The following is a 23581-nucleotide window of genomic DNA, read 5'->3' as shown; positions in this document are numbered from 1 at the left end:
GGGGGTGTGGTACAAAGCGAACGGTCGCCATGACGGGACAGCGCGCGAGCCACCTCGATCGCGGACGGGAGCGGAGGCCGGCATGAGCCGGGGTGAGGCGGCGAGCGCCGGAGACGGGCTGAACCCGGCCGGCGCCGCGCTCTCGGGCGGCGGGGAGATGGGGGCGCTCATCCGCTCGATCGACTGGTCGCGGACGGCGCTCGGCCCCGTCGAGGCGTGGCCCCAGTCGCTGCGCACCGCGCTCTCCATCCTGCTCTCGTCCGAGCACCCCATGTTCCTCTGGTGGGGCCGCGAGCTGATCCAGTTCTACAACGACGGCTATCGCCCCATCCTCGGCTCCAAGAAGCACCCGGCCGCCATGGGCCAAGCGGGGCGCGCGTGCTGGATGGAGATCTGGGACGTCATCGAGCCGATGATCGAGAAGGTCTTCGCAGGAGGGGCCACGTACCTCTGGGACGGCCTGCTCATCCTCGATCGGAATGGCTTCCTCGAAGAGTGCTATTTCAACTACGGCTACAGCCCCATCCGGGACGAGAGAGGCGCTGTCGCAGGCGTCTTCGTGGCGTGCTCCGAGAGCACCGGGCACATCCTCGGGCAGCGCCGGCTGAAGCTCCTCGCGACGCTCGGGGCGAGGGTGGCCGACGCCAAGAACGTCGAGGATGCCTGTCGCGTCATGATGGGCACCGTGGCGGAGGCCGGGCGCGACCTGCCGTTCGCGCTGCTCTATCTCGCCGACGAGGGCGGCGCGCAGGCCCGCCTCGCGGCGACCGCCGGGCTCGACCCGGGCCACGCCGCCGCGCCGGCGGCGGCGAGCCTCGACGCCGCGGCCTCCGGCGCGGTGTGGCCGCTGCATCGCGCGCTGCGTGAGGAAGCGGAGGTGGATCTCGCCGAGCTGCCCGCGGGCGTCGGCCCCCTCCCGGGAGGGCCGTGGCCGGACGCGGCGCGCCGGGCGGTGGTGCTGCCGCTCCCCCGCGCCGGCGCCGGCGGGCGGCCGGCCGGGTTCCTCGTCGCCGGCGTCAGCCCCCGGCTCGTGCTGGACGACGACTACCGCGCCTTCCTGCGGCTCGTGGCCGGCCACTGCGCGACGGCGATCCAGAGCGCCCGGGCCAGCGAGGGGGAGCAGCGCCGGCTGCAGGCGCTCGCCGAGCTCGACCGCGCGAAGACGGCCTTCTTCGGCAACGTCAGCCACGAGTTCCGGACGCCGCTGACGCTGATCCTCGGGCCGGTGGAGGACGGCCTCGCGGACGCCGAGCAGCCTTTGCCTCCCCGGCAGCGCGAGCGCCTCGCGATCGTGCACCGCAACAGCCTCCGGCTCCTCCGGCTCGTCAACACGCTGCTCGACTTCTCGCGCATCGAGGCGGGCCGCATCCAGGCGAGCTACCAGCCGACCGATCTCGGCTCCTTCACCGCGGACCTGGCGAGCTCGTTCCGCTCGCTCCTGGAGCGGGCCGGCCTCTCCCTCACGGTGGACTGCCCGCCGCTCGCCGAGCCGGCCTACGTCGACCGGGAGCTCTGGGAGAAGATCGTGCTCAACCTCGTCTCGAACGCCTTCAAGTTCACCTTCACGGGGGGCGTCCGGGTCTCGCTGGAGGCGGCCGGCGGGCGGGCCGTCCTGTCGGTCGCGGACACCGGCACCGGCATCCCGGAGGCCGAGCTGCCGCACGTGTTCGAGCGGTTCCACCGCGTCGAGGGGGCCAGGGGCCGCAGCTACGAGGGCAGCGGCATCGGCCTCGCCCTGGTGCAGGAGCTGGCGAAGCTCCACGGCGGCGCCGTGGCCGTGGAGAGCCGCCTGGGCGAGGGCAGCCGCTTCACGGTGTCCATCCCGCTCGGCAAGGCGCACCTGCCCGAGGACCGCGTCGCGCCGGCCTCGGCGCCGGTCGCGGGGGGGCGGGACGCCGCGCCCTTCCTCGACGAGGCCGCGCAGTGGCTCCGCGGCGAGCAGGCGCCGGCGTCCCGGCCGGCGGGCGAGGGGCCGGCCGGGCGGCTGCCGGGGCGCATCCTCGTCGCCGACGACAACGCGGACATGCGCGAGTACGCGCTGCGGCTGCTCGTGGCGGAGGGGTGGACGGTGGAGGCCGTGGCCGACGGTCGAGCCGCCCTGGAGCGCGCCCGCGCCCACCCGCCGGATCTCGTGCTCACCGACGTGATGATGCCGCGGCTCGACGGCTTCGGCCTGCTCAGGGCGCTGCGCGCCGACGATCGCACCCGCGGCGTCGCCGTGGTGATGCTCTCCGCGCGCGCGGGCGAGGAGGCGCGCGTCGACAGCCTCGAGGCCGGCGCCGACGACTTCCTCGTGAAGCCGTTCTCCGCGAAGGAGCTCCTCGCGCGGGTCCGCATCCACGTGGAGCTCGCGCGCCGCCGGCGCGAGGCCGAGGGGCAGCGCCAGTACCTGAACGACCTCTTCATGCAGGCCCCGGGGCCCATCGCCATCCTCCGCGGGCCGGAGCACGTCTTCGAGGTGGTCAACCCGCTCTACCAGCAGCTCGTCGGCGGTCGAGCGCTCGTGGGCGAGCCCATCCGGGCCGCCCTGCCCGAGCTCGAGGGACAGGGCATCTGGGAGCTCCTCGACGCGGTGGTCCGCACCGGCGAGCCCATCGTCGGCAAGGAGCTCCCGGTGCGGCTCGACCGCCGGGGCGACGGCACGACGGAGGAGGTGTTCTTCAACTTCGTCTACCAGCCGATGCGCGATCGCGACGGGGCGATCGAGGGCGTCTTCGTGTTCGCGTTCGACGTGACCGACCAGGTGCGCGCCCGGAGGCGCGTGGAGGCGCTCGTCGAGGCGCTGAAGCTCGCCGATCAGCGCAAGGACGAGTTCCTCGCGATGCTCGCGCACGAGCTCCGGAACCCGATGGCCTCGATCAGCCTGTCGCTGACGCTGCTCGACGACGCGGACGGCGACGGGCCCGCGTCGGCGCGCTACCGGGAGATCGCGCGGCGGCAGATGGGCCACCTCGTGCGGCTGGTGGACGATCTGCTCGACGTGTCGCGCATCACGCGGGGCACGGTGGAGCTGCGCCTCGAGGACGTCGATCTCGCGGCGGTGGTGCAGAGCGCCGCCGCCGCGGTGAGGCCGGCCGTCGAGGCCCGGCGCCATGACGTGTCGCTGTCGGTGGGGCCCGGGGACTTCGGCATGCGGGCCGACGCGACGCGGCTGGAGCAGGTGGTGACGAACCTCCTGACCAACGCCGCGAAGTACACCCCGCCGGGGGGCTCGATCTCGGTGCGCCTCACGCGCGAGGCGGCGGTCGGCGCGCCCGAGGCCGTGCTGCGGGTGCGCGACACGGGCCGCGGCATCCCGGCGGCGATGCTCGAGAAGGTGTTCGATCTGTTCACGCAGGTCGACCAGACCATCGACCGGAGCACGGGCGGGCTGGGGCTCGGGCTCACGCTGGTGCGGCGGCTCCTGGAGCTGCACGGCGGCAGCGTGGCCGCGGCGAGCGCCGGGCCGGGCCAGGGCAGCGAGTTCACGGTGCGCCTGCCGCTCGGCCCGCGGGCGGCGCCGCAGCCTGCCTCGAGCGCCGGGCCGCCCGTGCCGCGCGAGGGGCCGCCGCTCGCGCCGCGCGACGAGCCGCCGCCGCCTCCGGCGCAGCGCGCCGAGGCGCCCGAGGCGGCGGCCGGCCGGCGCCGGGTGCTCGTCGTGGAGGACGCGGAGGACGTGCGCCGGGTGATGCGGGCGTACATCGAGGCGCTGGGGCACGAGGTGACGGTGGCGGTGGACGGGCTGGAGGGTGTGAAGAAGCTTCTGGACCTGCGCCCCGAGGTGGCCTTCGTGGACATCGGCTTGCCCGGCATCGACGGTTACGAGGTCGCGCGCCGGGCGCGGGCCGCGCCGGGCGGCGACGCGCTCTACCTGGTGGCGCTCTCGGGCTATGGCGGGCCCGACGATCAGGCCAGGTCCAGGCGGGCCGGCTTCGACCTGCACCTGACCAAGCCCGTGGTCGGCGCCACGCTGCAGGACGTGCTCACCGCGCTGCGCACGTAGCCGCGCGGCGCGCGTGACGCGAGCGGAGCCCCCGGGCCGAGCCGCCATCGCCTGGAGGCTTGACGGTCCGGGCCCCAGATTGTATAACTAAATGGTTTTTATACCAAGGAGTTATGCAATGACCCCATCCGAGCGCCTCGACGCAACGTTCGCTGCGCTCGCCGATCCGACACGGCGAGCGATCCTCGCGCGCCTCGCGTCCGGCGAGGCGTCGGTGACCGAGCTGGCGAAGCCGTTCGCGATGAGCCAGCCCGCGATCTCCAAGCACCTCAAGGTGCTGGAGCGCGCGGGTCTGATCTCGCGCGGCCGCGATGCGCAGCGCAGGCCTTGCCGGATCGAGGCCAAGCCGCTCGAGGACGCCAGCGGCTGGCTCGACAACTACAAGCGCTTCTGGGAGGGCAGCTACGAGCGCCTCGACGACCTGCTGGAGGAGCTGAAGGAACGGGAGGGCAAGGGGGAGCGCCCGAAGCGCTAGGGCAGAGGGGGGACGAGCCCGCGTCGCGCTCAGGCGCGCGCCGGGCCCTCCTGGCCGCGGCACCTCGCGCGCGCGCGCTCGAGCGCCGGCCGTGCGGCGATTCGCTCCTGGTAGGCGGCGAGCTCGTCGGGCAGCGCCTTGCCGAGCGCGCCGCGAACGATCCCGATCGCGGTGCTCACCGAGATGTCGGCGAGCGTGAGGCGCTCCCCGGCGAGGAACGGCCTGTCGCCGAGCAGGTCGGCCGCGAAGCGCAGGGCCCGCTCGACGTTCGCCTCGTGCGCGACGACCGACCAGTTGCGCTTGTCCGCCTCCGGCGCGCCGAAATGCGCCGTCAGCAGGGCGTTGACGCCCGCCCCGATCGCAGCCTCGCCGAACACGGTCATCTGCAGCACGCGCGCGAGCGCCGGATCGTCCTTGTCGGGCAAGAGGGGCGTGGGCCCGTATTTCTGCGCCAGGTAAAGCATCATCGCGACGGACTCGTGGATCGCCACGCCGCCCTCGTCCTCGAGGAACGGCACGTTGCCGAGCGGGTGCAGCGCGCGATAGGCCTCGCTCGGCGGGTACGAGACCGTCTCGACCTCGTAGGGCAAACCCATCTCCTCGCACTGCCACATCACCCGCAGACCGCGGGCCCCGCGCGCGAAGTTGTAGACCTTGATCATCGGCGGCCTCCTGGATCGCGACTCAGGGATTCGAGGGGCGGGCTGGCCGTGGTTCGGCCCGGGGCATGGAGGCGGGGAGGCGGGGAGAACGGACGATGATCTCCCCACCTCCCCGCCCTCATGGGGCTCTTCCAGGCGGCGCGCCCGCGCCCCGCCGGCTACGGCTGGATCGCCTTGGGATCCATCCACATGACCTCCCAGTGGTGGCCATCCGGATCGTAGAAGCTCCATCCGTACATGAAGCCGTGATCCTGCGGATCCATCGCGTGCGACCCGCCCGCCGCGACCGCCTTCTTCACCATGTCGTCGACCTCGGCCCGGCTGCTGCACGAGAGCGCGAAGAGCCCTTCGGTGTGCGTGCTCGTGCTGCAGATCTCCTTCTTCATGAACGTCTTGAAGAACGACTCCACGAGGAGCATGACATAGGCCTCCTCGCTGACGACCATGCAGGCGGCCTTCTCGTCCGTGAACTGCGGGTTGAACTCGAACCCGAGCTTGCTGAAGAACTCCATCGATCGCTTCAGGTCGCGGACGGACAGGTTGACGAAGAGCTTGCGGGGGTTCTTTGTGGTCATGGCTCGCTTCTCCTTTTACCGTGATGGACTCTCGTGAAACGTGAAGCTCATCGGCCCTGCGACGACGGGCTCGCGGTCAGCGCGCGCACGCGGCGGTCGCGCAGCCAGAGCCCCGCCCAGAGGAACGCGGCGACGTAGATGGGGAAGAGCGTGTGGCTGAAGAGCGGGTTCTCGACCCGCACGTGGATCGCGATCGCGCCGCCCAGGTAGCCGGTCCACAGGATCGCGCCGAGCACCGCGGTGCGCGGGATCAGGTAGGCCACGAGGCAAACGAGCTGGAGGTAGCCGAGGGTGGGGACGAGGTGCGCCGGGAACCCGAGCTCGGCGGTCGACGCCTCCGCGGGGAACAGCTTCAGCACCTTCACCGCGGCGTCGAACGTCAGGAACAGCGTGGCCAGCCCGCTCAGGACGCGGCCCGCCCACACGGCTCGCCTGGACGGCGCCGCGTCGGGCGCCGCCGCGCGGGCCGGCGCCTTGGCCTGGGGCCGGGTCACGAGATCCTGGTCACGATGATCGATGCTGGCGATGGTGACGGTCATGGGTGCCTCCGTGTTGGATTCACCCCCGTAGACCCCCGGCCCCGTCAGGACTCATCGGTCGCTCAGAAAAAAATCGTCGCCCCGTCGCTGGCCGGGCGCCCGTGGCCAGGCCGGGAGGGCGCCGCGGTTAGGCAGGCAGGGCGCCCGCGGCTACGCCGGTAGATCGAGCGGCAGGCCGAACCGCGGGAAGAGCGTCTCGGTGTCGAGGAAGGACGTCATGCTGACGATGCGGTCCCCCGCGACGTCGAGGACGATGAGCGCCCAGGCCCGATGGCCGCCCTCCGGCGCCGGGCGATACTGCGCGAACGCGGGCGAGCCGCTCGCCGCCGTCGGTATCAGCCGCGACCCGCGGCAGCCCGCTCCCGGGCCGAGGAACCAGGCGCGGATCGACTCGTGGCCGCGGAGCCACAGGGTGAACGGCGGCATCGACAGGGTCGCGTCCTGGTGCAGCAGCGCCGTGAGCGCGTCGACGTCGTACCGCTCGAAGGCGTTGACGTAGCGGTCGAGCAGCGCGGACTGCGGCTCCGGCAGCGAGGGGCGCGCGTCGCCGAGATCGCGGCTCGCGAGCGTCGCCCGCGCGCGCTGGAGCGCGCTGTTGATCGCGGCGACCGAGGTGTTGAGGCTGTCGGCGACCTCCGCGGCGGACCAGCCGAGCACCTCCGTGAGCAGCAGCGCGGCGCGCTGCTTCGGCGGCAGGTGCTGGAGCGCCGCGACGAACGCGAGGCGGATGCTCTGGCGGAGCATCGCCCGCTCCGCGGCGTCGATGTCCGCCGGCAGGGCGTGCGCGTCGGGGACGGGCTCCAGCCAGTGGGTGCGCGGGCGCGTCTCGAGCGTGTCGTCCACGGTGCCGACCGGGCCTTCCTCGATGGGGCGCGCCCGGCGCGCGCGGTCGGCCCGCAGGTCGATGCAGACGTTCGTCGCGATGCGGTACAGCCAGGTGCGCAGCGACGAGCGCCCGTCGAACTTATCGAGGCTCCGCCAGGCGCGCACCATCGTCTCCTGGACGGCGTCGTCGGCGTCGACCACCGAACCCAGCATCCGGTAGCAGTGTCCGGTGAGCGCCGCGCGGTGTTCTTCGAGTTGAGCTACACTCTCCGACATCGGCCGGACCGTATCATCGGCTCTCCGGCGGGTCCACGGTCAACCGTGCTCGGCGCGGAGCATTCGTGTCTCGGGTGTGGGCCAAAGGACGCTCTCGAGCCAGCCCCGGAACACCCTCGCTGCGTGCAACCGCGCTGGATCGCCGGAGCCCGCAGGCGAACGCGACGACGGCGCTCCAAAAAGCGACGGAAGATGGCAATCGCTGCCTCGTCGAGGGAATGATGGTTCCGGCGTCTCGCGGTTTCGGCGATCCTGCGATCGATGAGCATCGACCGCGCCGTGCTGGAGCAGCTCGATCGGGTCGGCGGCCGCCTGGCGGAGGGCAAGGCCCTCAAGCTGCTCGAGGACATCGCCTGGCCGCGGGAGGTGGAGGAGCGCTTCTTCGCCGCCGGCGAGGACCGCCTCCCCGAGGTCGAGTACCGCGTCGATCGCGACGGGCTCGCGCGGCGCGTCGCCGAGCTGCGCGAGCTCCTCGCCTCCATCGACGGGGACGCGCCGGCGCTCGACTGGCTGCGGGACAACGTCCGCGCGCAGATCCAGGCCGCGGAGCTGCTCGAGGCCGCGGGCACGGCCGCGTTCTCCGCGCGGTCGCAGGAGCTCTACGGCGGCGCGCGCTCGCGGTTCTTCGGCAGCTCGCTCAGGAACATCGACCTCGCCGAGCACCTCACCGAGCGCCTGCGCGTCCACGGCTGGGACGAGGCCAGCGATCCCGAGGAGGAGCCGCTCGATGCAGGCGCGCTCCGGGACATGCTCGCCGCCCGCGTGGCCGGCCGGGCGCCGCGGCTCGACCTCGAGATCACCGTCGACCCGCGCATCACGGCCAAGGTGGTCGCCGGCATGAGCCGGGTCCGCATCCGGCCGGAGGCGACCTTCGCGGCCTGGGAGGCCGAGGGGCTGTGGCACCACGAGGTCGAGACGCACGCGCTCACCGCGCACAACGGCGCGGCGCAGCCGCGGTGCGCGTTCCTGCGCTCGGGCGGCCCCCGCACCACGCGCACGCAGGAGGGGCTCGCGATCTTCGCCGAGCTCTACAGCCGCTCGCTCTCCATCGGCCGCCTCACCCGGCTCGCCGAGCGGGTGCGGCTCGTGGACATGGCCGAGCAGGGCGCGAGCTTCCTCGATCTCTACCGCCACCTGCGCGAGCGCGGCGCCGAGCGCCGCGACGCCTACTTCGACGCCCAGCGCGTGTGCCGCGGCGGGCTCGTCGAGGGCGGCGCGCCGTTCACCAAGGACGCCTGCTACCTGGCCGGGCTGCTCGAGGTCTACGCCTTCCTGGCCGCGGTCCTTCGCGGCGGGCTGCGCGACGAGGTGGAGCTGCTCGTGTGCGGCCGGATCGCGCTCGACGACATCGCGGTGCTGGCGGAGCTGCGCGCCGCCGGCGTGCTGGAGCGGCCGCGCTACCTCCCGGGCTGGCTGCGCGCCTGGCAGACGCTGCTGCCGTACTTCGCGTTCACGTCGTTCATGGACGGCATCGACCTCGGCCCGGTGGAGCGGCACTTCCAGGAGCTGCTCCGCGTGGCCGCCGACGCGCGGCCGGCCGGGGAGGGGGGGCGGCGCCGCGGCCGGCCGCGCGAGGCGTGAGCGGCGAGCCGGCGCGCGGACCGCCGGCGCGCCTGTTTCCTGCGGAGCGAAGGTCTCGTGCTCTCGGACGCCCGCGCCTTGACCCGGCCCTGTCGAGGGGCGACGCTGCGCGCATGGAGCAGGTCCACCTCCGCATCGCGCGCCCGCGCGCGGCTGCGGCGCGCCGTCGTGTCGTCGCGTGGGCGCTGGGCCTGGCTGCCGCGGCGCCCGCGCTCTCCGTGGCCGCGGAGCCGCCCGCGCCTCCCGCGGCGGCCGCGCCTTCCGTGACCGCGGAGCCGCCCGCGCCTCCCGCGGCGGCCGCGCCTTCCGTGGCCGCGGAGCCGCCCGCGCCTCCCGCGGCGGCGGCGCCTTCCGTGGCCGCGGAGCCGCCCGCGCCGCCCGCGGCGCCCGCCTCGACCCCGGCGCCGGCGCCCGCTGTCGCGCCGGCCGTGGCGGGGGTCCCGCCCGGGGCCACGTGGGAGGAGACCGCCGCCGCGCACGAGGCGCGCATCGCGGCGCTGGAGGGCCAGGCCCGCCGCGTCCACGAGATCGGCTCCGCGGACGAGCGGCGCGCCGAGCAGCGCCGGATCGAGCTGGAGCTCGCGGCGGCGAGGGCGGCGTTCCGCGACTTCGAGGAGCGGACGACGGAGTGGAACAGCCCGGTCATGGTGATCTCGGGGCTCGTCCTCACGACCCTGGGCGGCGCCGCCATCCTCAGCGGCGCCGTGCTGGTCTTCGCGAGCCACGACGACAGCAGCGCCGCGCGCGCCGAGGCGTCCGAGGTGGCGATCGCCACCGCGCTCGGCGGCGTGGCCGGGGTCGCCGTCGGCTTGCCGCTCTACGTGTTCGGCAAGCGGCGGGTGCGGCGAGACGACGCGCCGAGCGCGCCCGCCGTCGCGCGGCTCCTCGTCGGTCCGGGCGCCGTGGCCGCGTCGCCCGGCGCAGGCCCCCTGAGCGCGGGGCTGCGCGTCGCGTTCTGAGCGCCGGGCGCCATCACCACCCGCCGGAGCGCTCCCGCACCGCCTCGATCGCCGTCCCCCGGCCACGACATGGTACCGCGCGCGCTGCGCGGCGGTCGCGCAAGCGTGGTTGGGCAGGATCCGCAGCGGCGTGCCATGCGCTCGAGGTTGCGGTCGAGGCGCGCGCGATCGAGCACGAGCGCCGGTGTCTCCAGCTCAGCGATATCCATCGTCGATGTCCGCGGCGTGGGGCCGCGAGCCGACGCGAGGCTCGCAGCAGGACAGCCCTCCTCCACAAAAAGTGCTGGGCAAGATCGAGGTCGAGTGCTAGTGTCCCTCTCGACGCGTAGCCCGCGTCCACCATGCGCATCTCTCGCTGAAACCACCGCTCCGTTGCGCGGACCCTCAGGGGCCTACTCAGGGTAGTAGCTACTCGGCGTAGGAAGAGATGAACGCCTGTTGCCCAGGTAGGCACGGCGTCCCACCCTGTGTTGTCGCGCATGAGCAGCCACGACAGCGGCCCGCGGTTCCCCGCGCGAGCTCGCGTCGTGTGTGCGCTGGACGGAGCGGGGGCGACGAGCGGACGAGCCCGAGGCGCTGGAGGTCGATGGCCGGGAGATTCGTGATCTCCTGGCGATCGTCCCGCGCTCGCTGGCCGCGCGCTCGAAGCACCGAGCCGTCGTGGCGCGACGGGCCGAATCGTCATCTCTCCTGACGTCGAGACGCTGAGTCGTCTCGACGGGGAGCGTGCGGCGAGGCGGACCGTCCCGTCCCGACGAACGGCGGAGTTGCGTCGAGAGAGCGCCGGTCGAGCGAGCAGGGAGAGGCCCAGAGAGCCAGCGTCCCTCGCGGGTTCGATCCGTCCTGAGTCCGGGGTCGCACGATGAATGGAGGGTGTATGAGAGCCGGTTCTTCGAAGGTTTCTTTCAGCCTGGGTGCTCTTCCCGATGTGTTGATGACCGATTCCATGGAGGATTCTATGCAGCGACGCGCGCATCTCCCCGTCTCCGATCTCGCGCTGGGCTCGGCCAAGTCGCCCGACCAGCGCCCGGCTCAGCGAGGGCAGCTCCCCGCGCAGAAGCCCGCGCACCGGGATCCCCGCCCGCCGCGCGCGCTCCCCAACCTGGATCGCTCCCGGCCGGCGGTGAACATCCCGCAGCGCCGCCGCATGGGCGTGCGGTAGAGCCCGCGACGGCTCCCCGCCGGAGCGCGGGCCCGGGCGGCGGCCCGGCCCCGCGCTCCGGCGGCGCGGGGTGCGGAAGCCCGTGATTCCCGCGATTGCGCGCCCTCCGGCGGCGCCCTCCCGGCTGCGATCGCGATTGGGCCGGGGCGCAGGCTGCGGTAAGACCTCGCCACCCGCGCGGCCTCGCAGCCGAGCCCCGCCGGGGCCCGACCATGATCCACGCCGAACCGTTCGAAGCCCGCCTCGTCGCCGCCCGGCCCCTCAGCCCTTTCGTGCGCGAGCTCTCGTTCGAGCGCGCCGACGGGAGGTCGTTTCTGTTCGAGGCGGGCCAGTGGGTCAACCTCGTCCTCCCGCTCCCGGGCGGCGAGGTGAAGCGCGCCTACTCCATCGCATCCGCGCCCGACGGCTCGCCCCGCTTCGATCTCGCGGTCACGCTCGTGCAGGGCGGGGCGGGCTCGGAGCACCTGCACCGGCTCGAGCCCGGCGCCACGCTCCGCGCCATCGGCCCGCACGGGCTCTTCACCCGCGATCCCGGGGATTCCGCGCCCTCCTTGTTCGTCGCGACCGGCACCGGCATCACGCCGCTCCGGAGCATGCTGCGCGCCTCCCTGCGCGCGGGGCTGGCCGCGCCGCACCTGTGGATCCTGTTCGGCGCGCGCTTCGAGGAGGACGTCATCTACCGCGACGAGCTCGATGCGCTCGCGCGCGGATCCGACCGGATCCGCTACGAGATCACGCTCTCGCGCGGCGGCCCGTCGTGGGCCGGCCGCCGCGGCTACGTGCAGGCGCACGTGCCCGAGCTCTACCGGGAGCTCGCGGAGAAGAGCGGCGATCCGGCGCCGCACGTCTTCATCTGCGGCCTCGATCGGATGGTCTCGTCCGTTCGCGAGCTCGCCCGCGGCGAGCTCGCCGTCCCCCGCAAGCACGTCCACGTCGAGCGCTACGACTGAGCCCCCGGCCTCGCCGCGATCGAGGCGCCCGCCTCTCCGCGATCTCCGCGGCGGCGCCGCCGGCGTCCTCCACGACCTGGGCGCCGGCCTCTCCTCTCCTCTCCACGGCGCGCGCGCCGGCGGAGCCGCCGGGCTCTGGCGGATGCGCGGATGCGATCGCGGATCGCCGCCGCGCGGGCGCGGCGCGCCTTGAGCGGCACCCGGGGGACGACGTAGGATGCCGGCCCCGCGGGAGGTTCCTGCGGGGTCTGTTCTGCAGGTGACCACGTGACGATCAAGAAGACGTTCCGCTCCATCGATCCCGCGACGCTCCCGAAGCACTTCGACTCGCCCGTCGCCGAGCTGCGCCTGGCCGACGTGTGGGAGGCCGACGGGACGTACCGATACGACCCGTCGCGCCCCCGCGAGGAGACCTTCGTCGTCGACACCCCGCCGCCGACCGCCTCGGGCTCGCTGCACATCGGCCACGTCTTCAGCTACACGCACACGGACGTCGTCGTCCGCCAGCGCCGGATGCGCGGCTTCAACATCTTCTACCCGATGGGCTGGGACGACAACGGCCTGCCCACCGAGCGGCGCGTGCAGAACTACTTCCACGTCCGCACGGACGTGCGCACGCCGTACGAGCGCGGCCTGACCTTGCCGCAGGCCTCGCCGGAGACGATCAAGAAGGAGCCGCCGCGCATCGTGTCGCGGCCCAACTTCATCGAGCTCTGCCACAAGGTCACGCGCGAGGACGAGCAGGTCTTCAAGGCGCTCTTCCGCCGGGTGGGCCTCTCGGTGGACTGGCGGAACGAGTACACCACCATCGATGATCACTGCCGCAGGACGGCGCAGCTGTCGTTCCTGGATCTCCACGAGAAGGGCCACCTCTACTCGGTCTTCGCGCCGACGATGTGGGACGTCGATTTCCAGACCGCGGTCGCCCAGGCGGAGGTCGAGGATCGCCCGCAATCGGGCGCGTTCCACGACGTCGCGTTCGCGGTGGAGGGGACGGCCGAGGAGCTCGTCATCGCCACGACGCGCCCGGAGCTGCTCGCGGCCTGCGTCGGCGTCACGGCGCACCCGGAGGACCCGCGGTATCAGCACCTCTTCGGCAAGACGGCGCTCACCCCGATCTTCCGCGCGCCGGTGCCGATCTTCCCGAGCCCGCTCGTGGATCGCGAGAAGGGCACGGGCATCCTGATGGTCTGTACCTTCGGCGACGCGACCGACGTGATCTGGTGGCGGGAGCAGAAGCTCCCGCTCCGGCAGATGCTCGGCAAGAACGGCCGTGTCCTGCCGGTGACGTTCGGCGAGGGCGCGTGGGAGAGCCGCGACCCGGCCGCGGCCAACGCCGCGTATGCGCCGCTCCAGGGCAGGGGGGCGAAGCAGGCGCGCGCGGCGGTGGTCGAGCTGCTCCGCCGCGAGGAGCACGCGGCGGCGCCCGGCCGGGGGCCGGCGCTGCGGGGCGAGCCGAGGCCGATCGAGCGCGCGGTGAAGTTCTACGAGCGGGGCGACCAGCCGCTCGAGTTCGTGCCCACGCGGCAGTGGTTCGTCCGGCTCGCCGACAAGAAGGCCGAGCTCCTCGAGTACGGCGACAAGATCAAGTGGCACCCGGATTTCATGCGCCTCCGGTACCGCAACTGGACCGAGGGGCTCCAGGGCGACTGGTGCATCAGCCGCCAGCGGTATTTCGGCGTGCAGTTCCCGGTCTGGTATCCGCTCGACGCCGAGGGCAACCCGGATCACAGCCGGCCGCTGCTCGCGACGCGCGAGATGCTCCCGGTCGACCCGACGGTCGACGTGCCGCCCGGGTACGAGGCGTCGCAGCGGGACCAGCCCGGCGGCTTCACCGCCGAGTCCGACGTCTTCGACACGTGGTTCACGAGCTCGCTCACGCCGCAGATCAGCTCTCACTGGGGGGACGATCCGGCGCGTCACGCGCGGCTCTTCCCGGCCGATCTGCGGCCGCAGGCCCACGACATCATCAGGACGTGGGCGTTCTACACGATCGCGAAGGCGATGCTGCACGAGTCGTCGGTCCCGTGGCACCACGTCGCGATCTCCGGGTGGATCCTCGATCCGGATCGCAAGAAGATGTCGAAGAGCAAGGGCAACGTCGTCACGCCGATGCACCTGCTCGACACGTATTCTTCGGACGCGGTCCGCTACTGGTCGGCGAGCGCGCGGCTCGGCACGGACACGGCGTTCGACGAGAAGGTGCTGAAGATCGGCAAGCGGCTCGTCACGAAGATCTGGAATGCGAGCAAGTACGTGCTCAGCCAGTCGGCGGAGGTCCACCCGATCTCCGAGGAGCTCGACCGGGCGCTCTTGCACAAGCTGTCGGCGGTGGTGGAGGACGCGACGCGCTCGTTCGACGAGCACGAGTTCGCGGCGGCGCTCGAGCGGACCGAGGATTTCTTCTGGCGCTGGTTCACCGACGCCTACCTGGAGCTCGCGAAGGCGCGGGCGCGCGGCGAGGGCGGCGCCGGGGAGGCGGCGCGCGGCTCGGCGGTGGCGGCGCTGCGGCTCGGGCTGTCGGTGCTGCTGCGGCTGTTCGCGCCGGTCCTGCCGTACATCACCGACGAGGTCTGGCGCTGGGTGTACGCGGAGGAGACGGGCGAGGCCTCGATCCACCGGGCGAAGTGGCCTTCGGCGGCGGATTTCGCGGAGGTCGCGGCGCCTTCGGACCCGGGGCTCCTGGATCTGGCGGCGGCGGCGATGGCGGCGGTCAACAAGCGCAAGAGCGAGCTCGGCGCGAGCGTGGGGCGCGTCGTGACCGACCTCGCGCTCGGGGCGAACGCCGCGACGCTGGCGCGGCTGAAGCCGGCGCTGGGGGACGTGCTCACGGCGGTGCGCGCGGGCGCGCACGCGCTCGTGGAGCGGCCGGAGCTCGCGGATGGCGAGGTCGAGGTCGTGCGCTGCGAGCTGGAGGCGGCGGCGGCGGCAGCCGGGGCGGGGGGCGCGGCGGCCTCGGAGGAGTAGAGAGCCTGTCCGAGGTGGCCCGGCCCTCGTGGAGGGAGCTCGCCGCGCGGGGCGGGCACGGGCTGAACTCGCCTGAGACGTCCTGTGCCCGTCGCGCTGCGCGCGCCGGACACAGGACGTAAAATGGGCTCAGACACCAGCCCGTGCCCGCCCCGCGCGGCGAGCTCCCTCCACGAGGGCCTACGGGTTGGATCGCGGGGGAGGAGCTTCCGCGAGCCGAGCGCGGGACGGTCAGTGCGCTGTGGCGGCGGTGTCCGCTCACCGCCCGCGTCAGGGCACAGCTGTCGGCCATCCGGACATGGGGGGCGGCCATCCGGACATGGGGGGCGGTCATCCGGACATGGGGGGCGGTCATCTGGACATCCCCGGCGGCCATCTGGACCGGGGGGCGGCCATCTGGACATCCACGCGCGGGGGCCCGCGGCTCGCGCGGAGTACATTGGAACCGCCATGCGCGCAGCGGACGTGATCGAGGATCGTTTCGAGATCGAGCAGCTCGCCGTCTCCGGCGGGATGGGGGACGTCTACCGCGCGCGCGACCGGGTGTCCGAGCAGGCGGTCGCGCTCAAGGTCTTGCAGAGCGCGAGCGCCAACGACCTGCGCCGGTTCGCGCGGGAGGCGGAGGCGCTCGTGACGCTGCGGCTGCCGGGCGTGGTGCAGTACGTCGCGCACGGGGTGACCGGCGCAGGGCAGCCGTATCTGGCCATGGAGTGGCTCGACGGCGTGACCCTGGAGGAGCGGCTCGCCGGGGCGCCGCTCACGCTCGCCGAGAGCGTGGCGCTGGCCGCGCGCGTGGCCACGACGCTCGGCGCGATCCACCGGCTCGGCGTCGTTCACCGCGACCTCAAGCCGAGCAACCTGATGCTCGTGGGCGGCGCGGTCGAGCGCGTCACGCTGCTCGACTTCGGCATCGCGCGCCACCTCCGGCTCGCGCCGATCCTCACGTCGCCCGGGGCCGTGCTCGGCACGCCCGGGTACATGGCGCCCGAGCAGGTGCGCGGCGACGCGCCGGTCGACGCCCGGGCCGACGTGTTCGCGCTCGGGTGCGTGCTGTTCCAGTGCCTCGCGGGGCGCCCGCCGTTCCTCGGCAACAGCGCGCTCGCGCTCCTGATGCGGGTCGTCCTGGAAGAGCCGCCGCGGCTCGGGGAGCTCCGCGACGGTATCCCGGAGCCGCTCGAGCGCCTGGTGGCGCGGATGCTGGCGAAGAACGCGGGAGAGCGGCCGCGCGACGGCGCCGCCGCCGCGGCGGAGCTCGCCGCCATGGCCGGCGAGGGGCTCTCGATCGGGGCGAGCGCGGTCGCGGCGCCGGTCGCGCCGGGCGAGGCGATCACGACGGCCGAGCGCAAGGTGATGTGCGTCATCCTGGCCGAAGACGGCGGCGCCGAGGCCGGCGCCACGCTCACCGACGCCGACGGCGCCGCGGGGGCCGAGGCGCTGCGGGACATCGCGGCGCGCCACGGCGGGCGCCTCGATCGGCTGCAAGCGCGCTGGTGGCTCGTCGCGCTGTCCGGCGCCGAGTCGCCCACGGATCTCGCCGCGCGGGCGGTCCACTGCGCGCTCGCGCTCCGGAAGGTGCTCGGCGCCGTGCCCATGTCCGTCGCGACCGGGTTGACCGAGGTCGAGGGCAAGCTGCCGGTCGGCGAGCTGATCGATCGGGTCGCGCAGCTCATCGCCGGGCGCGATGGCCCTCCGCCCGGGGAGATCCGGCTCGATGACGCGACCGCCAGCCTGATCGCGAGCCGCTTCGAGACGGTACGGGGGCCCGGCGGGTGCTGGCTTCGCGGCCCGAAGGAGGAGCCGGACACCATCCCGCGGCTCCTCGGCAAGCCGACGCCCTGCGTGGGGCGCGAGCGCGAGCTCTCGCAGCTCGCGACCGAGTGGCGCCATTGCGTGGACGAGCCCTCCGCGAACGCGGTGGTGGTGATGGGCGCGCCTGGCCTCGGCAAGTCGCGCCTCGCCTGGGAGTTCCTCCGCACGCTCAAGGAGCAGCGCGAGGGCGCCGCGATCTGGATCGGCAGGGCCGACCCGATGGCGGCCGGCTCGCCCTTCGGCCTCGTCGCCCAGGCGCTCCGCCGCGCCATGGGCATCCTCGACGGCGAGGCGCTGGAGGTGCGGCGGAGCAAGGTGCTCGACCGGGTGGGGCAGCTCGACACGCTCGGGGCGAGGGGCCTGCACGTCGCGGCGTTCCTCGGCGAGCTGGTGGGGGCGCCGTTCCCCGACGAGGGGGATGTGCAGCTGCAGGCGGCGCGCCAGAACCCGGTGCTGATGGGCGACCGCATCCGCGAGGCGTTCGAGGATTTCGTGAAGGCCGAGTGCCAGCGGCAGCCGGTGCTGCTGGTGCTGGAGGACTTGCACTGGGGCGACCTGCCGACGGTGCGGCTGATCGACGCGGCGCTGCAGCACGCGAGGGACCTGCCGCTGCTGGTGCTGGCGCTGGCGCGCCCCGAGGTGGACGAGCTGTTCCCCGAGCTCTGGCGGCATCGGATCGGGCTGCAGCTGCGCCTCTCGCCGCTGCCGCGTCGCGCGGGCGAGCGGCTCGTGCGCGAGGTGCTCGGCGACGGCGTGAGCGGGGCGCAGGTGGACGAGCTGCTGGCGCGGGCCGAGGGCAACGCGTTCGTGCTGGAGGAGCAGATCCGGGCGGTGGCCGAGGGCCGTGGCGAGGGCATGCCGGAGACGGTGCTCGCGATGGTGCAGGCGCGGCTGGAGGCGCTGGATGTCGAGGAGCGGCGGGTGCTGCGCGCGGCGAGCGTGTTCGGCGAGACGTCGTGGCGAGGGGCGATGGCGGCGCTGGTGGGCGGGGCGCAGGTCGAGCAGCCGCTCGCGGAGCTCTCGCGGCGCGAGCTGCTGGTGCGTCGGCCCGAGGCGCGGATCGCGGGCGAGGAGGAGTACCAGTTCCGGCACGCGCTGGTGCGCGAGGCGGCGTACGGCATGCTCACGGAGCGCGACCGCCGCGTCGGCCACGGCCTCGCGGGCGACTGGCTGGCCCGGGCCGGCGGCGCGGACGCGATGGTGCTGGCCGAGCACTTCGAGATCGGCGGGGTGCCGGCGCGGGCGGCGGAGGCGTACCTGCGCGCGGCCGAGGAGGCGCTGCGCGGCGGCGATCTCGACGCGGCGATCGCGCGGGCCGATCGGGGCATCGGGTGCGGCGCGACCGGGGAGACCGCCGGCAGATTCCGCCAGATCCAGGCGGAGGCCCATGTGTGGCGAGGCGATCTCGCGCTCGCCGCGGAGCGGGGGAGCGAGGCGGGGGGCCTGGTGGAGCGCGGCTCGGCCGCGTGGTTCTCGGCCATTACCCAGGTCGTGCTGGCCTCGTCCAAGCTGGGCCGGCCTGATGAGGTCGAGCGCTGGACGGCCATCGCGGCGGATACCGCCGCTCGGGGCGACGACACGGCCGTCAGGCTCATCTGCCTTGCCGAGTGTGCGATCGCGCTGCTGCTCAACGGACGTTACGCGGCGGGCGGTGCGCTGGTCGAGGCCGTCGAGCGCGCGCTGGCGAGCGTCGAGGCAGGAGGCCTCGAGGTGGTCGCCACGCGGCTTCACTTGGCGCGGTCCTACCATGCGATCTGCACCGGCGATCTGGGCGCCGGCGTGGACCGCATGAAAGCCGCGATACTCGCCTTCGAGATGGCCGGGGATCGACGCAATGCCTGTGGTGAACGCGGAAACCTCGGATCCGTCTATGCAGAGCTCGGCGACTTCGAAACGGCCGAATCGACATTGCGCGAAGTCTTGGAGGAGTCCGACCGGCTGCAGCTGCAGGAGCTGAAGCTCTCGGCGGAGTCGAATCTCGCCCGTGTCCTGGCGTGCCGTGGTCGACTCGCCGACGGGCGGGCGCTCGCCGAGGCGGCGGTCACGTCGAGCCGGGGAGCGGGGATGGTGCGCACGGAGCTCTTCGCTCGCTGCTACCTCGCGAAGATCGTCCTCGGCCTGGGGGACCTCGAGGCCGCCGAGCGCGAGGCGCGCTCCGCCATCGCGCTCTTGGAGAGCGCCCCGACGCTCGGCGTGCAGGCCATCGCTGTGCTGGTGCGCGCGCTCCTCGGGCTCGGGCGTACGGACGAGGCGATGCGGGCTGCCGCCGAGGCGAGCGCGCAGCTCTCGGAGTTCGGCACCCTGGAAGAGGGCGAGCCGTTCGTCCGCCTGACGTACGCCGAGGCGCTCGCCGCGAGCGGCCGGCGCGCCGAGGCGAGCGCCGCCATCGCGTCGGCCAGGGACGCGCTGCTCGCGCGCGCCGAGAAGCTCAGCGACCCGACCTGGCGCGAGCGCTTCCTCCGCGACGTTCCGGACAACGCCCGCACGCTCGAGCTCGCGCGGCAGTGGCTCGGCGGCTGAGCGGCGCGTAGGTGCTAACGTATCGACCTCGTCGTACGCTCGCCGGCGCTGGTGATGTCGAGCTCCTGCAATGTCGTCACCAAACCGCTGTCATTGGCGGGTGAGGCCGAGGCCCGGCAGAAAGCGCCCCACCTTCGCGCAGTAGGCGGCGTAGGCCTCGCCGTGGGCGCGGAGCAGGTAGGGCTCCTCGACCGCGCGGACCTGCAGCTCGATCGCGGTGACCAGCGCCACGAACGAGGCGAGCGCAGCGGCGTTCGGGAGGATGAGCGCCATCCCGAGCGCGGCCAGCATCATGAAGCTGAAGATGGGGTTCCGCACTACGGCGAACGGCCCTCGGGTCACGAGGCTCGTGCGCTCCGCCTCGCTCACGCCGATGCGCCACGACGCCCCCATCGCCCCCTGGGACCACAAGGTGCCGAGGATCCCTGCGAGGGTCGCGACGGCCCCGAGCCCGACGACGACGAGGCCAGGCTCGGCGAGCGGCCCGATCCAGCCGGCGAGCTCCGCGACCGGGGCGGCCAGGCCGAGGAGCATCGCGACCGCGAAGAGCACGCCGCCGAGCCAGGGCAGCGATCCCGGGGGCCCCGAGATGCCGCGGAACCCCGTCGATCCGGTCGCGCGGCGCTGGCGGAGCGACCGCCATCCGAAGGCGAGCGCCATGTAGACGGCGTACAGAACAAGGGCGAACCAGGGACGACTCATCTCCATCTCCCGTCTTGCCGTTCAACCGGGTTGGCGGCGACGACGCCCTCGGCGACGTTCCAGCCGACCGTCAGGTACCCGAGCCGAAGCGCTCGCTCCACGTGCTCCGGGCGTCCTCGCTCCTCCTCCGTATCCGAGGAACAGCTCGTGCAAGGGTCGCAGCTCGCCTCCTCGATCCTCTCCATCATCTCCATCGCGGGCCTCCACCTCGCAAGGATCGACGGGCAGCCCCCTCCAACCTTACGCGAAGGCTGCGAGCTGAGCCGAGGCGGCTGGTGGAGGCCCTCGCGCGTCTCGCTGTGCCGCAAAATTTTCTGGGAGGGTTGAGAGAAGAGCCCGCCGGGAGCAGAATCGGAGGTGTCCATGGACCCCGACAAGCTGACCCGAGCGGCCCAGGCGGTGCGCGAAGCCCTGGCCGCTCGGCGCGGCGAGCTGCTGGAGAGCGTGAGACGCAGGGCCAGAGCAGGCGTCGACGCCGAGGAAGTTCTCCAGCGCGCGCTCGAGCGGGCGCTTGTCCGGAGCGACCAGGTGCGCGACCCGGCCCGAGCCGCGGCGTGGGTGGGGCGGGTCGTGCGCAATGTCCTCCTCGACGAGCTGCGCAAGAAGCACGGCGTGGCGCTCTCGGTCGATGAGCTCGAGCTTCCCTCCATCGAGGAGGACGGCGTCGACTGCTGGTGCGTGCTCGTCCAGGCCGAACGATTGAAGCCCGAGTACGCGCTCATCTTGAAGCGCGTCATCGTCGACGGTGTCGCGGTCACGGAGGTCGCGGCCGAGCTCGGTGTCACGCCGGGCAACGCGATGGTGCGGCTGCACCGCGCCCGCAAGGCGTTGAGGGATCGTCTCAAGGAACACTGCGGGACGACGTCGGCGCGGTCCTGCTCGGAGTGCGGCTGTGACGAGCGAGGCTGCTGCCCGCAGGCTCCGTAGCTGGCAGGACGGACAGCGGAGCATCGGCCGCGCGAGCGGGTGTCGCTGCTGGATGGCCGAGATGATAAGGCGCGGCGCCGAGGAGCGGCTCGCCGTGCTGGCGCCAGAAGGAGAGAAATGCGTCGAGGAGGCGATCGGCGTCGAGGCGGCCGTCCGGCGTGAGCCAGGTCGCCGGGATCCGAGGTAGCGAGTCGCGCACGCCGCTCGCGAGCTGGCGCACGATGATCTCGCGGTAGATGGGATTGGCGATGACGAGGCCGCCCTCCGCTGCGCGGCGCACGAGGCCCAGATCGACGGCGAATCGCCGGTCGTCTTCGGGCACGTCGCCGAGGGTGCCGCCGGCGAGCATGGGCTCGATCACGGCGCGGATCCGCGGCTCGCGCAGCCGCTCTACCAGGCTGTCGAGGTGCGTGTCCTGCCGCTCGATCAGGATCTCCTTGGCGCGATCGACGTCCGCGGCGGTGATGGGCTGCGCGCGATCCTTGACCAGGACATCGACGAGCTGGCGGGCGAGCGCGTTCACGAGCCACGGCTGGCCCTGGGTGAGCTCGAAGGCGCGATCCACGGCGCTCGAGTGAAAGCCCTGGCCCGTCTCGGCCGTGTGCTGGGCAACCAGGGCGGCGACCTCGTCGCGGGTGAAGTTGCGCAGCGTGAGCGATTCGACCTTGATGTTGAACGGGCTCGATGTGCTGAGTCGGTCGCCGCCGCCGGAGGCGACCTTGTAGTCGCGCACGTCGCGAAGGCCGATGAGCGCGAGCGCGTGCGGGAAGCCGTGCGGGCGGCCTGGATAGCCGCTCCGGAGCTGGCGCAGGACGGAGATGAGCGTGATGTCCCGCAGGGCGTCGATCTCGTCGAGGAAGACGACGAGCGGCCGCGGCGCGGCCTGTGCCCAGGCGCGCAGGGCGGCCCCGATGCGCTGCCCGGGGGGCGCGTCCGGGAAGGGCGGCGGCTGGAGCTCGGCCGGTAGCTGCGAGCCGGCGAGGCCGCGCCACTCGCTCAGCATCGCGAGCTCCGCAGCACCGGGGTCGTCCGGAAATGGGGCGCCGACCTCTGCCGATACGAGGAGCGCCACGTAGCGCCCTTCGCGCGTGAGCGCCTGGGCGAGAGTCAGCAGCGAGGTCGTCTTCCCGATCTGCCGCGGCGCGTGCAGAACGAAATAGGCTTTGCGGTCGATGAGGTCGCGTACGCCAGGCAGCCGCTCTTCGGGCGGAAGCATGTAGTGATCGGCCGGATTGCAGGGGCCTGCCGTGTTGAACCAGCGGGGCATCGCAGCGCGAGTCTAGAGAGCGGAGCGCGAGGTGGCCAGCGCGCCCTGGTGGTGGCGTTCGCCCGTCGTTCGCGAACCTGGACATCCGGGTACCAGAACGCGTCGAGGTCGCCGGCCTCCCCGGAAGCCCGGGCACCAGAACGCGATGTGGTCACCGGCGCCCCCGGACACCCGGGTACCAGAACGCGTCGTGGTCGCCGGCGTCCCCGGACGCCCGGGCACCAGAACGCGATGTGGTCGCCGGCGTCCCCGGACACCCGGGCACCAGAACGCGTTGTGGTCGCCGGCAACCCCGGATGCCCGGGCACCAGAACGCGTCGTGGTCGCCGGCGTCCCCGGACGCCCGGCACCAGAACGCGATGTGGTCGCCGGCGTCCCCGGACGCCCGGCACCAGAACGCGTTGTGGTCGACCCAGGAGCCAGGATCCCGAAATCGCCCAGCTTTTTTATGCTGACGTGATCTGGATCACGAATCTGCCGGCCGCGCCACCCCCGCGCCGCGCGCGGGCCCGCCCTGCGAGCCCCGCCCTCGCGCCCGCCCTCACTTCGTGGCGAGCTTCGTCAGGTCGAGCATTTCGTCCACGTCCGGCACCACCACCAGGTCGCACCGGCGGTTCTTCTGCTTGCCGGCCGGCGTGGTGTTGTCCGCCACGGGGTCCGTGTCCGCGAACCCGGCCGCGCTCCAGTGCCGCGTCGGCAGCCGGCCCTCCTTGCCGATGAGGAACAGCAGCACGGACCGCGCCCGCATCAGCGAGAGCCCCCAGTTGTCGAAGAACGGGCCGTTCTTGTACGGCTGGCTGTCCGTGTGCCCCGCGACCTGGTAGTCGCGATCGACCAGCGACTTGTCGCCCCGGATGACGTCCGCGATCTTCTTCAGGATCTCCTGGCCCTCCTTGCTCAGGGTGTCCTTGCCCGAGTCGAACAGCACGTCCCCGGGCAGCGAGATGACCATCCGGTTCCGGCGGACCCGGACCTCCAGGCCGAGCTTGGTCAGCTCCTCGAGCTTCTTCCGGAGCAGGTCGAACCGCGCCTGGATCGCCTCCAGCTGCTTCGCGCGCGCCTTGTACTCCGCCAGCGCCTTCTCGCGGTCCTCCAGCGTCGAGCTCATCTTCGAGATGTCGGCGCCCTGGTCCGCGAGCTTCTTCTCGAGCTCCTCGACGCGCTGCTTCGCGTCGGCGAGCTCCTTCTCGAGGTCCGCCTCCCGCTTCTGGCTCCGGTTCTGGAGGTCGTTGTACTTGGCGAGCTGCGCCTTCCACTCCTGCTCGGAGTGGCCGCAGCCCGCGGCGAACAGCGACGACAGCACGAGGGGTAGTGCAATGAGTGTCCGGTTCATCAGCGCTTTCTCCATGGCTCCGTCCCGCGGAGCGGGATGCCGCGGGCGGGAGCGTCGCTCAGCTCGGCCG

At 73.1% G+C, this 23581-nt stretch carries 17 protein-coding genes; 9 read left to right on the top strand and 8 right to left on the bottom strand.

Annotation, left to right across the window (positions count from 1 at the left end):
* Nucleotides 1-82 precede the first annotated feature (82 nt).
* Together NQZ70_RS32595 and NQZ70_RS32590 are read left to right on the top strand one after the other, a co-directional pair.
* The gene (locus NQZ70_RS32595; RefSeq protein WP_129577714.1) at nucleotides 83-3982 is read left to right on the top strand and encodes an ATP-binding protein; all 3900 of its coding nucleotides are present in this window, start codon (nucleotides 83-85) and stop codon (nucleotides 3980-3982) included.
* A 118-nt stretch (nucleotides 3983-4100) separates the two neighbouring features.
* Entirely contained in the window at nucleotides 4101-4457 is a 357-nt protein-coding gene (locus tag NQZ70_RS32590; protein WP_129577713.1) for a helix-turn-helix transcriptional regulator, read from the top strand.
* Nucleotides 4458-4486: 29 nt separating this feature from the next.
* Here NQZ70_RS32590 and NQZ70_RS32585 read toward each other — a convergent pair whose 3' ends face one another.
* The 4 genes from NQZ70_RS32585 to NQZ70_RS32570 form a co-directional block, all read right to left on the bottom strand.
* Nucleotides 4487-5119, bottom strand: coding sequence for a glutathione S-transferase family protein (locus NQZ70_RS32585; RefSeq protein WP_129577712.1), 633 nt, complete (start codon nucleotides 5117-5119; stop codon nucleotides 4487-4489).
* A 158-nt stretch (nucleotides 5120-5277) separates the two neighbouring features.
* Nucleotides 5278-5694, bottom strand: coding sequence for a VOC family protein (locus NQZ70_RS32580; protein WP_129577711.1), 417 nt, complete (start codon nucleotides 5692-5694; stop codon nucleotides 5278-5280).
* 47 nt (nucleotides 5695-5741) lie between these two features.
* A complete protein-coding gene (locus NQZ70_RS32575) occupies nucleotides 5742-6233 on the bottom strand; it encodes a DoxX family protein (RefSeq protein ID WP_129577710.1) in 492 nt (163 codons plus the stop codon).
* A gap of 150 nt (nucleotides 6234-6383) precedes the next feature.
* The gene (locus tag NQZ70_RS32570; RefSeq protein WP_129577709.1) at nucleotides 6384-7334 is read right to left on the bottom strand and encodes a sigma-70 family RNA polymerase sigma factor; all 951 of its coding nucleotides are present in this window, start codon (nucleotides 7332-7334) and stop codon (nucleotides 6384-6386) included.
* Nucleotides 7335-7595: 261 nt separating this feature from the next.
* Between NQZ70_RS32570 and NQZ70_RS32565 the strand changes: the two genes are divergently transcribed.
* The 6 genes from NQZ70_RS32565 (at nucleotide 7596) to NQZ70_RS32540 (ending at nucleotide 19282) form a co-directional block, all read left to right on the top strand.
* The gene (locus NQZ70_RS32565) at nucleotides 7596-8915 is read left to right on the top strand and encodes a flavohemoglobin expression-modulating QEGLA motif protein (protein WP_272826117.1); all 1320 of its coding nucleotides are present in this window, start codon (nucleotides 7596-7598) and stop codon (nucleotides 8913-8915) included.
* Between the two features lie 113 nt (nucleotides 8916-9028).
* Entirely contained in the window at nucleotides 9029-9874 is an 846-nt protein-coding gene (locus NQZ70_RS32560; RefSeq protein WP_129577708.1) for a hypothetical protein, read from the top strand.
* A gap of 958 nt (nucleotides 9875-10832) precedes the next feature.
* Entirely contained in the window at nucleotides 10833-11036 is a 204-nt protein-coding gene (locus tag NQZ70_RS32555; protein WP_129577707.1) for a hypothetical protein, read from the top strand.
* A 212-nt stretch (nucleotides 11037-11248) separates the two neighbouring features.
* Nucleotides 11249-11986, top strand: coding sequence for a ferredoxin--NADP reductase (locus NQZ70_RS32550; protein ID WP_129577706.1), 738 nt, complete (start codon nucleotides 11249-11251; stop codon nucleotides 11984-11986).
* A gap of 267 nt (nucleotides 11987-12253) precedes the next feature.
* Complete coding sequence (valS, locus tag NQZ70_RS32545) at nucleotides 12254-14953, top strand: valine--tRNA ligase (RefSeq protein ID WP_129577705.1); 2700 nt, start codon at nucleotides 12254-12256, stop codon at nucleotides 14951-14953.
* 450 nt (nucleotides 14954-15403) lie between these two features.
* A complete protein-coding gene (locus NQZ70_RS32540) occupies nucleotides 15404-19282 on the top strand; it encodes a serine/threonine-protein kinase (protein ID WP_129577704.1) in 3879 nt (1292 codons plus the stop codon).
* 90 nt (nucleotides 19283-19372) lie between these two features.
* Here the strand turns inward: NQZ70_RS32540 and NQZ70_RS32535 are convergent, their stop codons facing one another.
* Nucleotides 19373-19990 carry an isoprenylcysteine carboxylmethyltransferase family protein gene (locus NQZ70_RS32535; RefSeq protein WP_129577703.1) on the bottom strand — a complete coding sequence of 206 codons (618 nt, stop codon included), beginning with the start codon at nucleotides 19988-19990 and terminating at the stop codon, nucleotides 19373-19375.
* Complete coding sequence (locus NQZ70_RS32530; protein WP_129577702.1) at nucleotides 19981-20178, bottom strand: hypothetical protein; 198 nt, start codon at nucleotides 20176-20178, stop codon at nucleotides 19981-19983. The genes NQZ70_RS32535 and NQZ70_RS32530 overlap by 10 nt, the downstream gene beginning before the upstream one ends.
* Nucleotides 20179-20347: 169 nt before the next feature.
* On the opposite strand from NQZ70_RS32530, the gene NQZ70_RS32525 reads away from it, so the two are divergent.
* Nucleotides 20348-20911 (top strand): RNA polymerase sigma factor, encoded by a 564-nt coding sequence (locus tag NQZ70_RS32525; protein ID WP_129577701.1) that lies wholly within the window; start codon nucleotides 20348-20350, stop codon nucleotides 20909-20911.
* On the opposite strand, the gene NQZ70_RS32520 is transcribed toward NQZ70_RS32525, so the two are convergent.
* Both NQZ70_RS32520 and NQZ70_RS32515 read right to left on the bottom strand, forming a co-directional pair.
* Nucleotides 20826-22178, bottom strand: a complete 1353-nt coding sequence (locus NQZ70_RS32520) for an ATP-binding protein (protein ID WP_237244247.1) — start codon at nucleotides 22176-22178, stop codon at nucleotides 20826-20828. The genes NQZ70_RS32525 and NQZ70_RS32520 overlap by 86 nt on opposite strands.
* Nucleotides 22179-22719: 541 nt before the next feature.
* On the bottom strand, nucleotides 22720-23511 hold the full coding sequence (locus NQZ70_RS32515) for an OmpA family protein (RefSeq protein WP_129577700.1): 792 nt from the start codon (nucleotides 23509-23511) through the stop codon (nucleotides 22720-22722).
* Between the last annotated feature and the right edge of the window lie 70 nt (nucleotides 23512-23581).

The sequence above is a fragment of the Sorangium sp. So ce836 genome, from assembly GCF_028553905.1.
Lineage (GTDB): Bacteria > Myxococcota_A > Polyangia > Polyangiales > Polyangiaceae > Sorangium > Sorangium cellulosum_D.
Note: the sequence above shows the minus strand (reverse complement) of the source record. Positions and strands in the feature narration are given on the sequence as shown.

Excerpts from the sequence above, each read along its gene's own strand:
- NQZ70_RS32520 (WP_237244247.1), bottom strand. The coding sequence starts at position 22,178 with ATGCCCCGCTGGTTCAACACGGCAGGCCCCTGCAATCCGGCCGATCAC.
- NQZ70_RS32560 (WP_129577708.1), top strand. The coding sequence starts at position 9,029 with ATGGAGCAGGTCCACCTCCGCATCGCGCGCCCGCGCGCGGCTGCGGCG.
- NQZ70_RS32530 (WP_129577702.1), bottom strand. The coding sequence starts at position 20,178 with ATGGAGATGATGGAGAGGATCGAGGAGGCGAGCTGCGACCCTTGCACG.
- NQZ70_RS32540 (WP_129577704.1), top strand. The coding sequence starts at position 15,404 with ATGCGCGCAGCGGACGTGATCGAGGATCGTTTCGAGATCGAGCAGCTC.
- NQZ70_RS32590 (WP_129577713.1), top strand. The coding sequence starts at position 4,101 with ATGACCCCATCCGAGCGCCTCGACGCAACGTTCGCTGCGCTCGCCGAT.
- NQZ70_RS32525 (WP_129577701.1), top strand. The coding sequence starts at position 20,348 with ATGGACCCCGACAAGCTGACCCGAGCGGCCCAGGCGGTGCGCGAAGCC.
- NQZ70_RS32535 (WP_129577703.1), bottom strand. The coding sequence starts at position 19,990 with ATGGAGATGAGTCGTCCCTGGTTCGCCCTTGTTCTGTACGCCGTCTAC.
- NQZ70_RS32515 (WP_129577700.1), bottom strand. The coding sequence starts at position 23,511 with ATGAACCGGACACTCATTGCACTACCCCTCGTGCTGTCGTCGCTGTTC.
- NQZ70_RS32550 (WP_129577706.1), top strand. The coding sequence starts at position 11,249 with ATGATCCACGCCGAACCGTTCGAAGCCCGCCTCGTCGCCGCCCGGCCC.
- NQZ70_RS32580 (WP_129577711.1), bottom strand. The coding sequence starts at position 5,694 with ATGACCACAAAGAACCCCCGCAAGCTCTTCGTCAACCTGTCCGTCCGC.
- NQZ70_RS32555 (WP_129577707.1), top strand. The coding sequence starts at position 10,833 with ATGCAGCGACGCGCGCATCTCCCCGTCTCCGATCTCGCGCTGGGCTCG.
- NQZ70_RS32570 (WP_129577709.1), bottom strand. The coding sequence starts at position 7,334 with ATGTCGGAGAGTGTAGCTCAACTCGAAGAACACCGCGCGGCGCTCACC.
- NQZ70_RS32585 (WP_129577712.1), bottom strand. The coding sequence starts at position 5,119 with ATGATCAAGGTCTACAACTTCGCGCGCGGGGCCCGCGGTCTGCGGGTG.
- NQZ70_RS32595 (WP_129577714.1), top strand. The coding sequence starts at position 83 with ATGAGCCGGGGTGAGGCGGCGAGCGCCGGAGACGGGCTGAACCCGGCC.
- NQZ70_RS32565 (WP_272826117.1), top strand. The coding sequence starts at position 7,596 with ATGAGCATCGACCGCGCCGTGCTGGAGCAGCTCGATCGGGTCGGCGGC.
- NQZ70_RS32575 (WP_129577710.1), bottom strand. The coding sequence starts at position 6,233 with ATGACCGTCACCATCGCCAGCATCGATCATCGTGACCAGGATCTCGTG.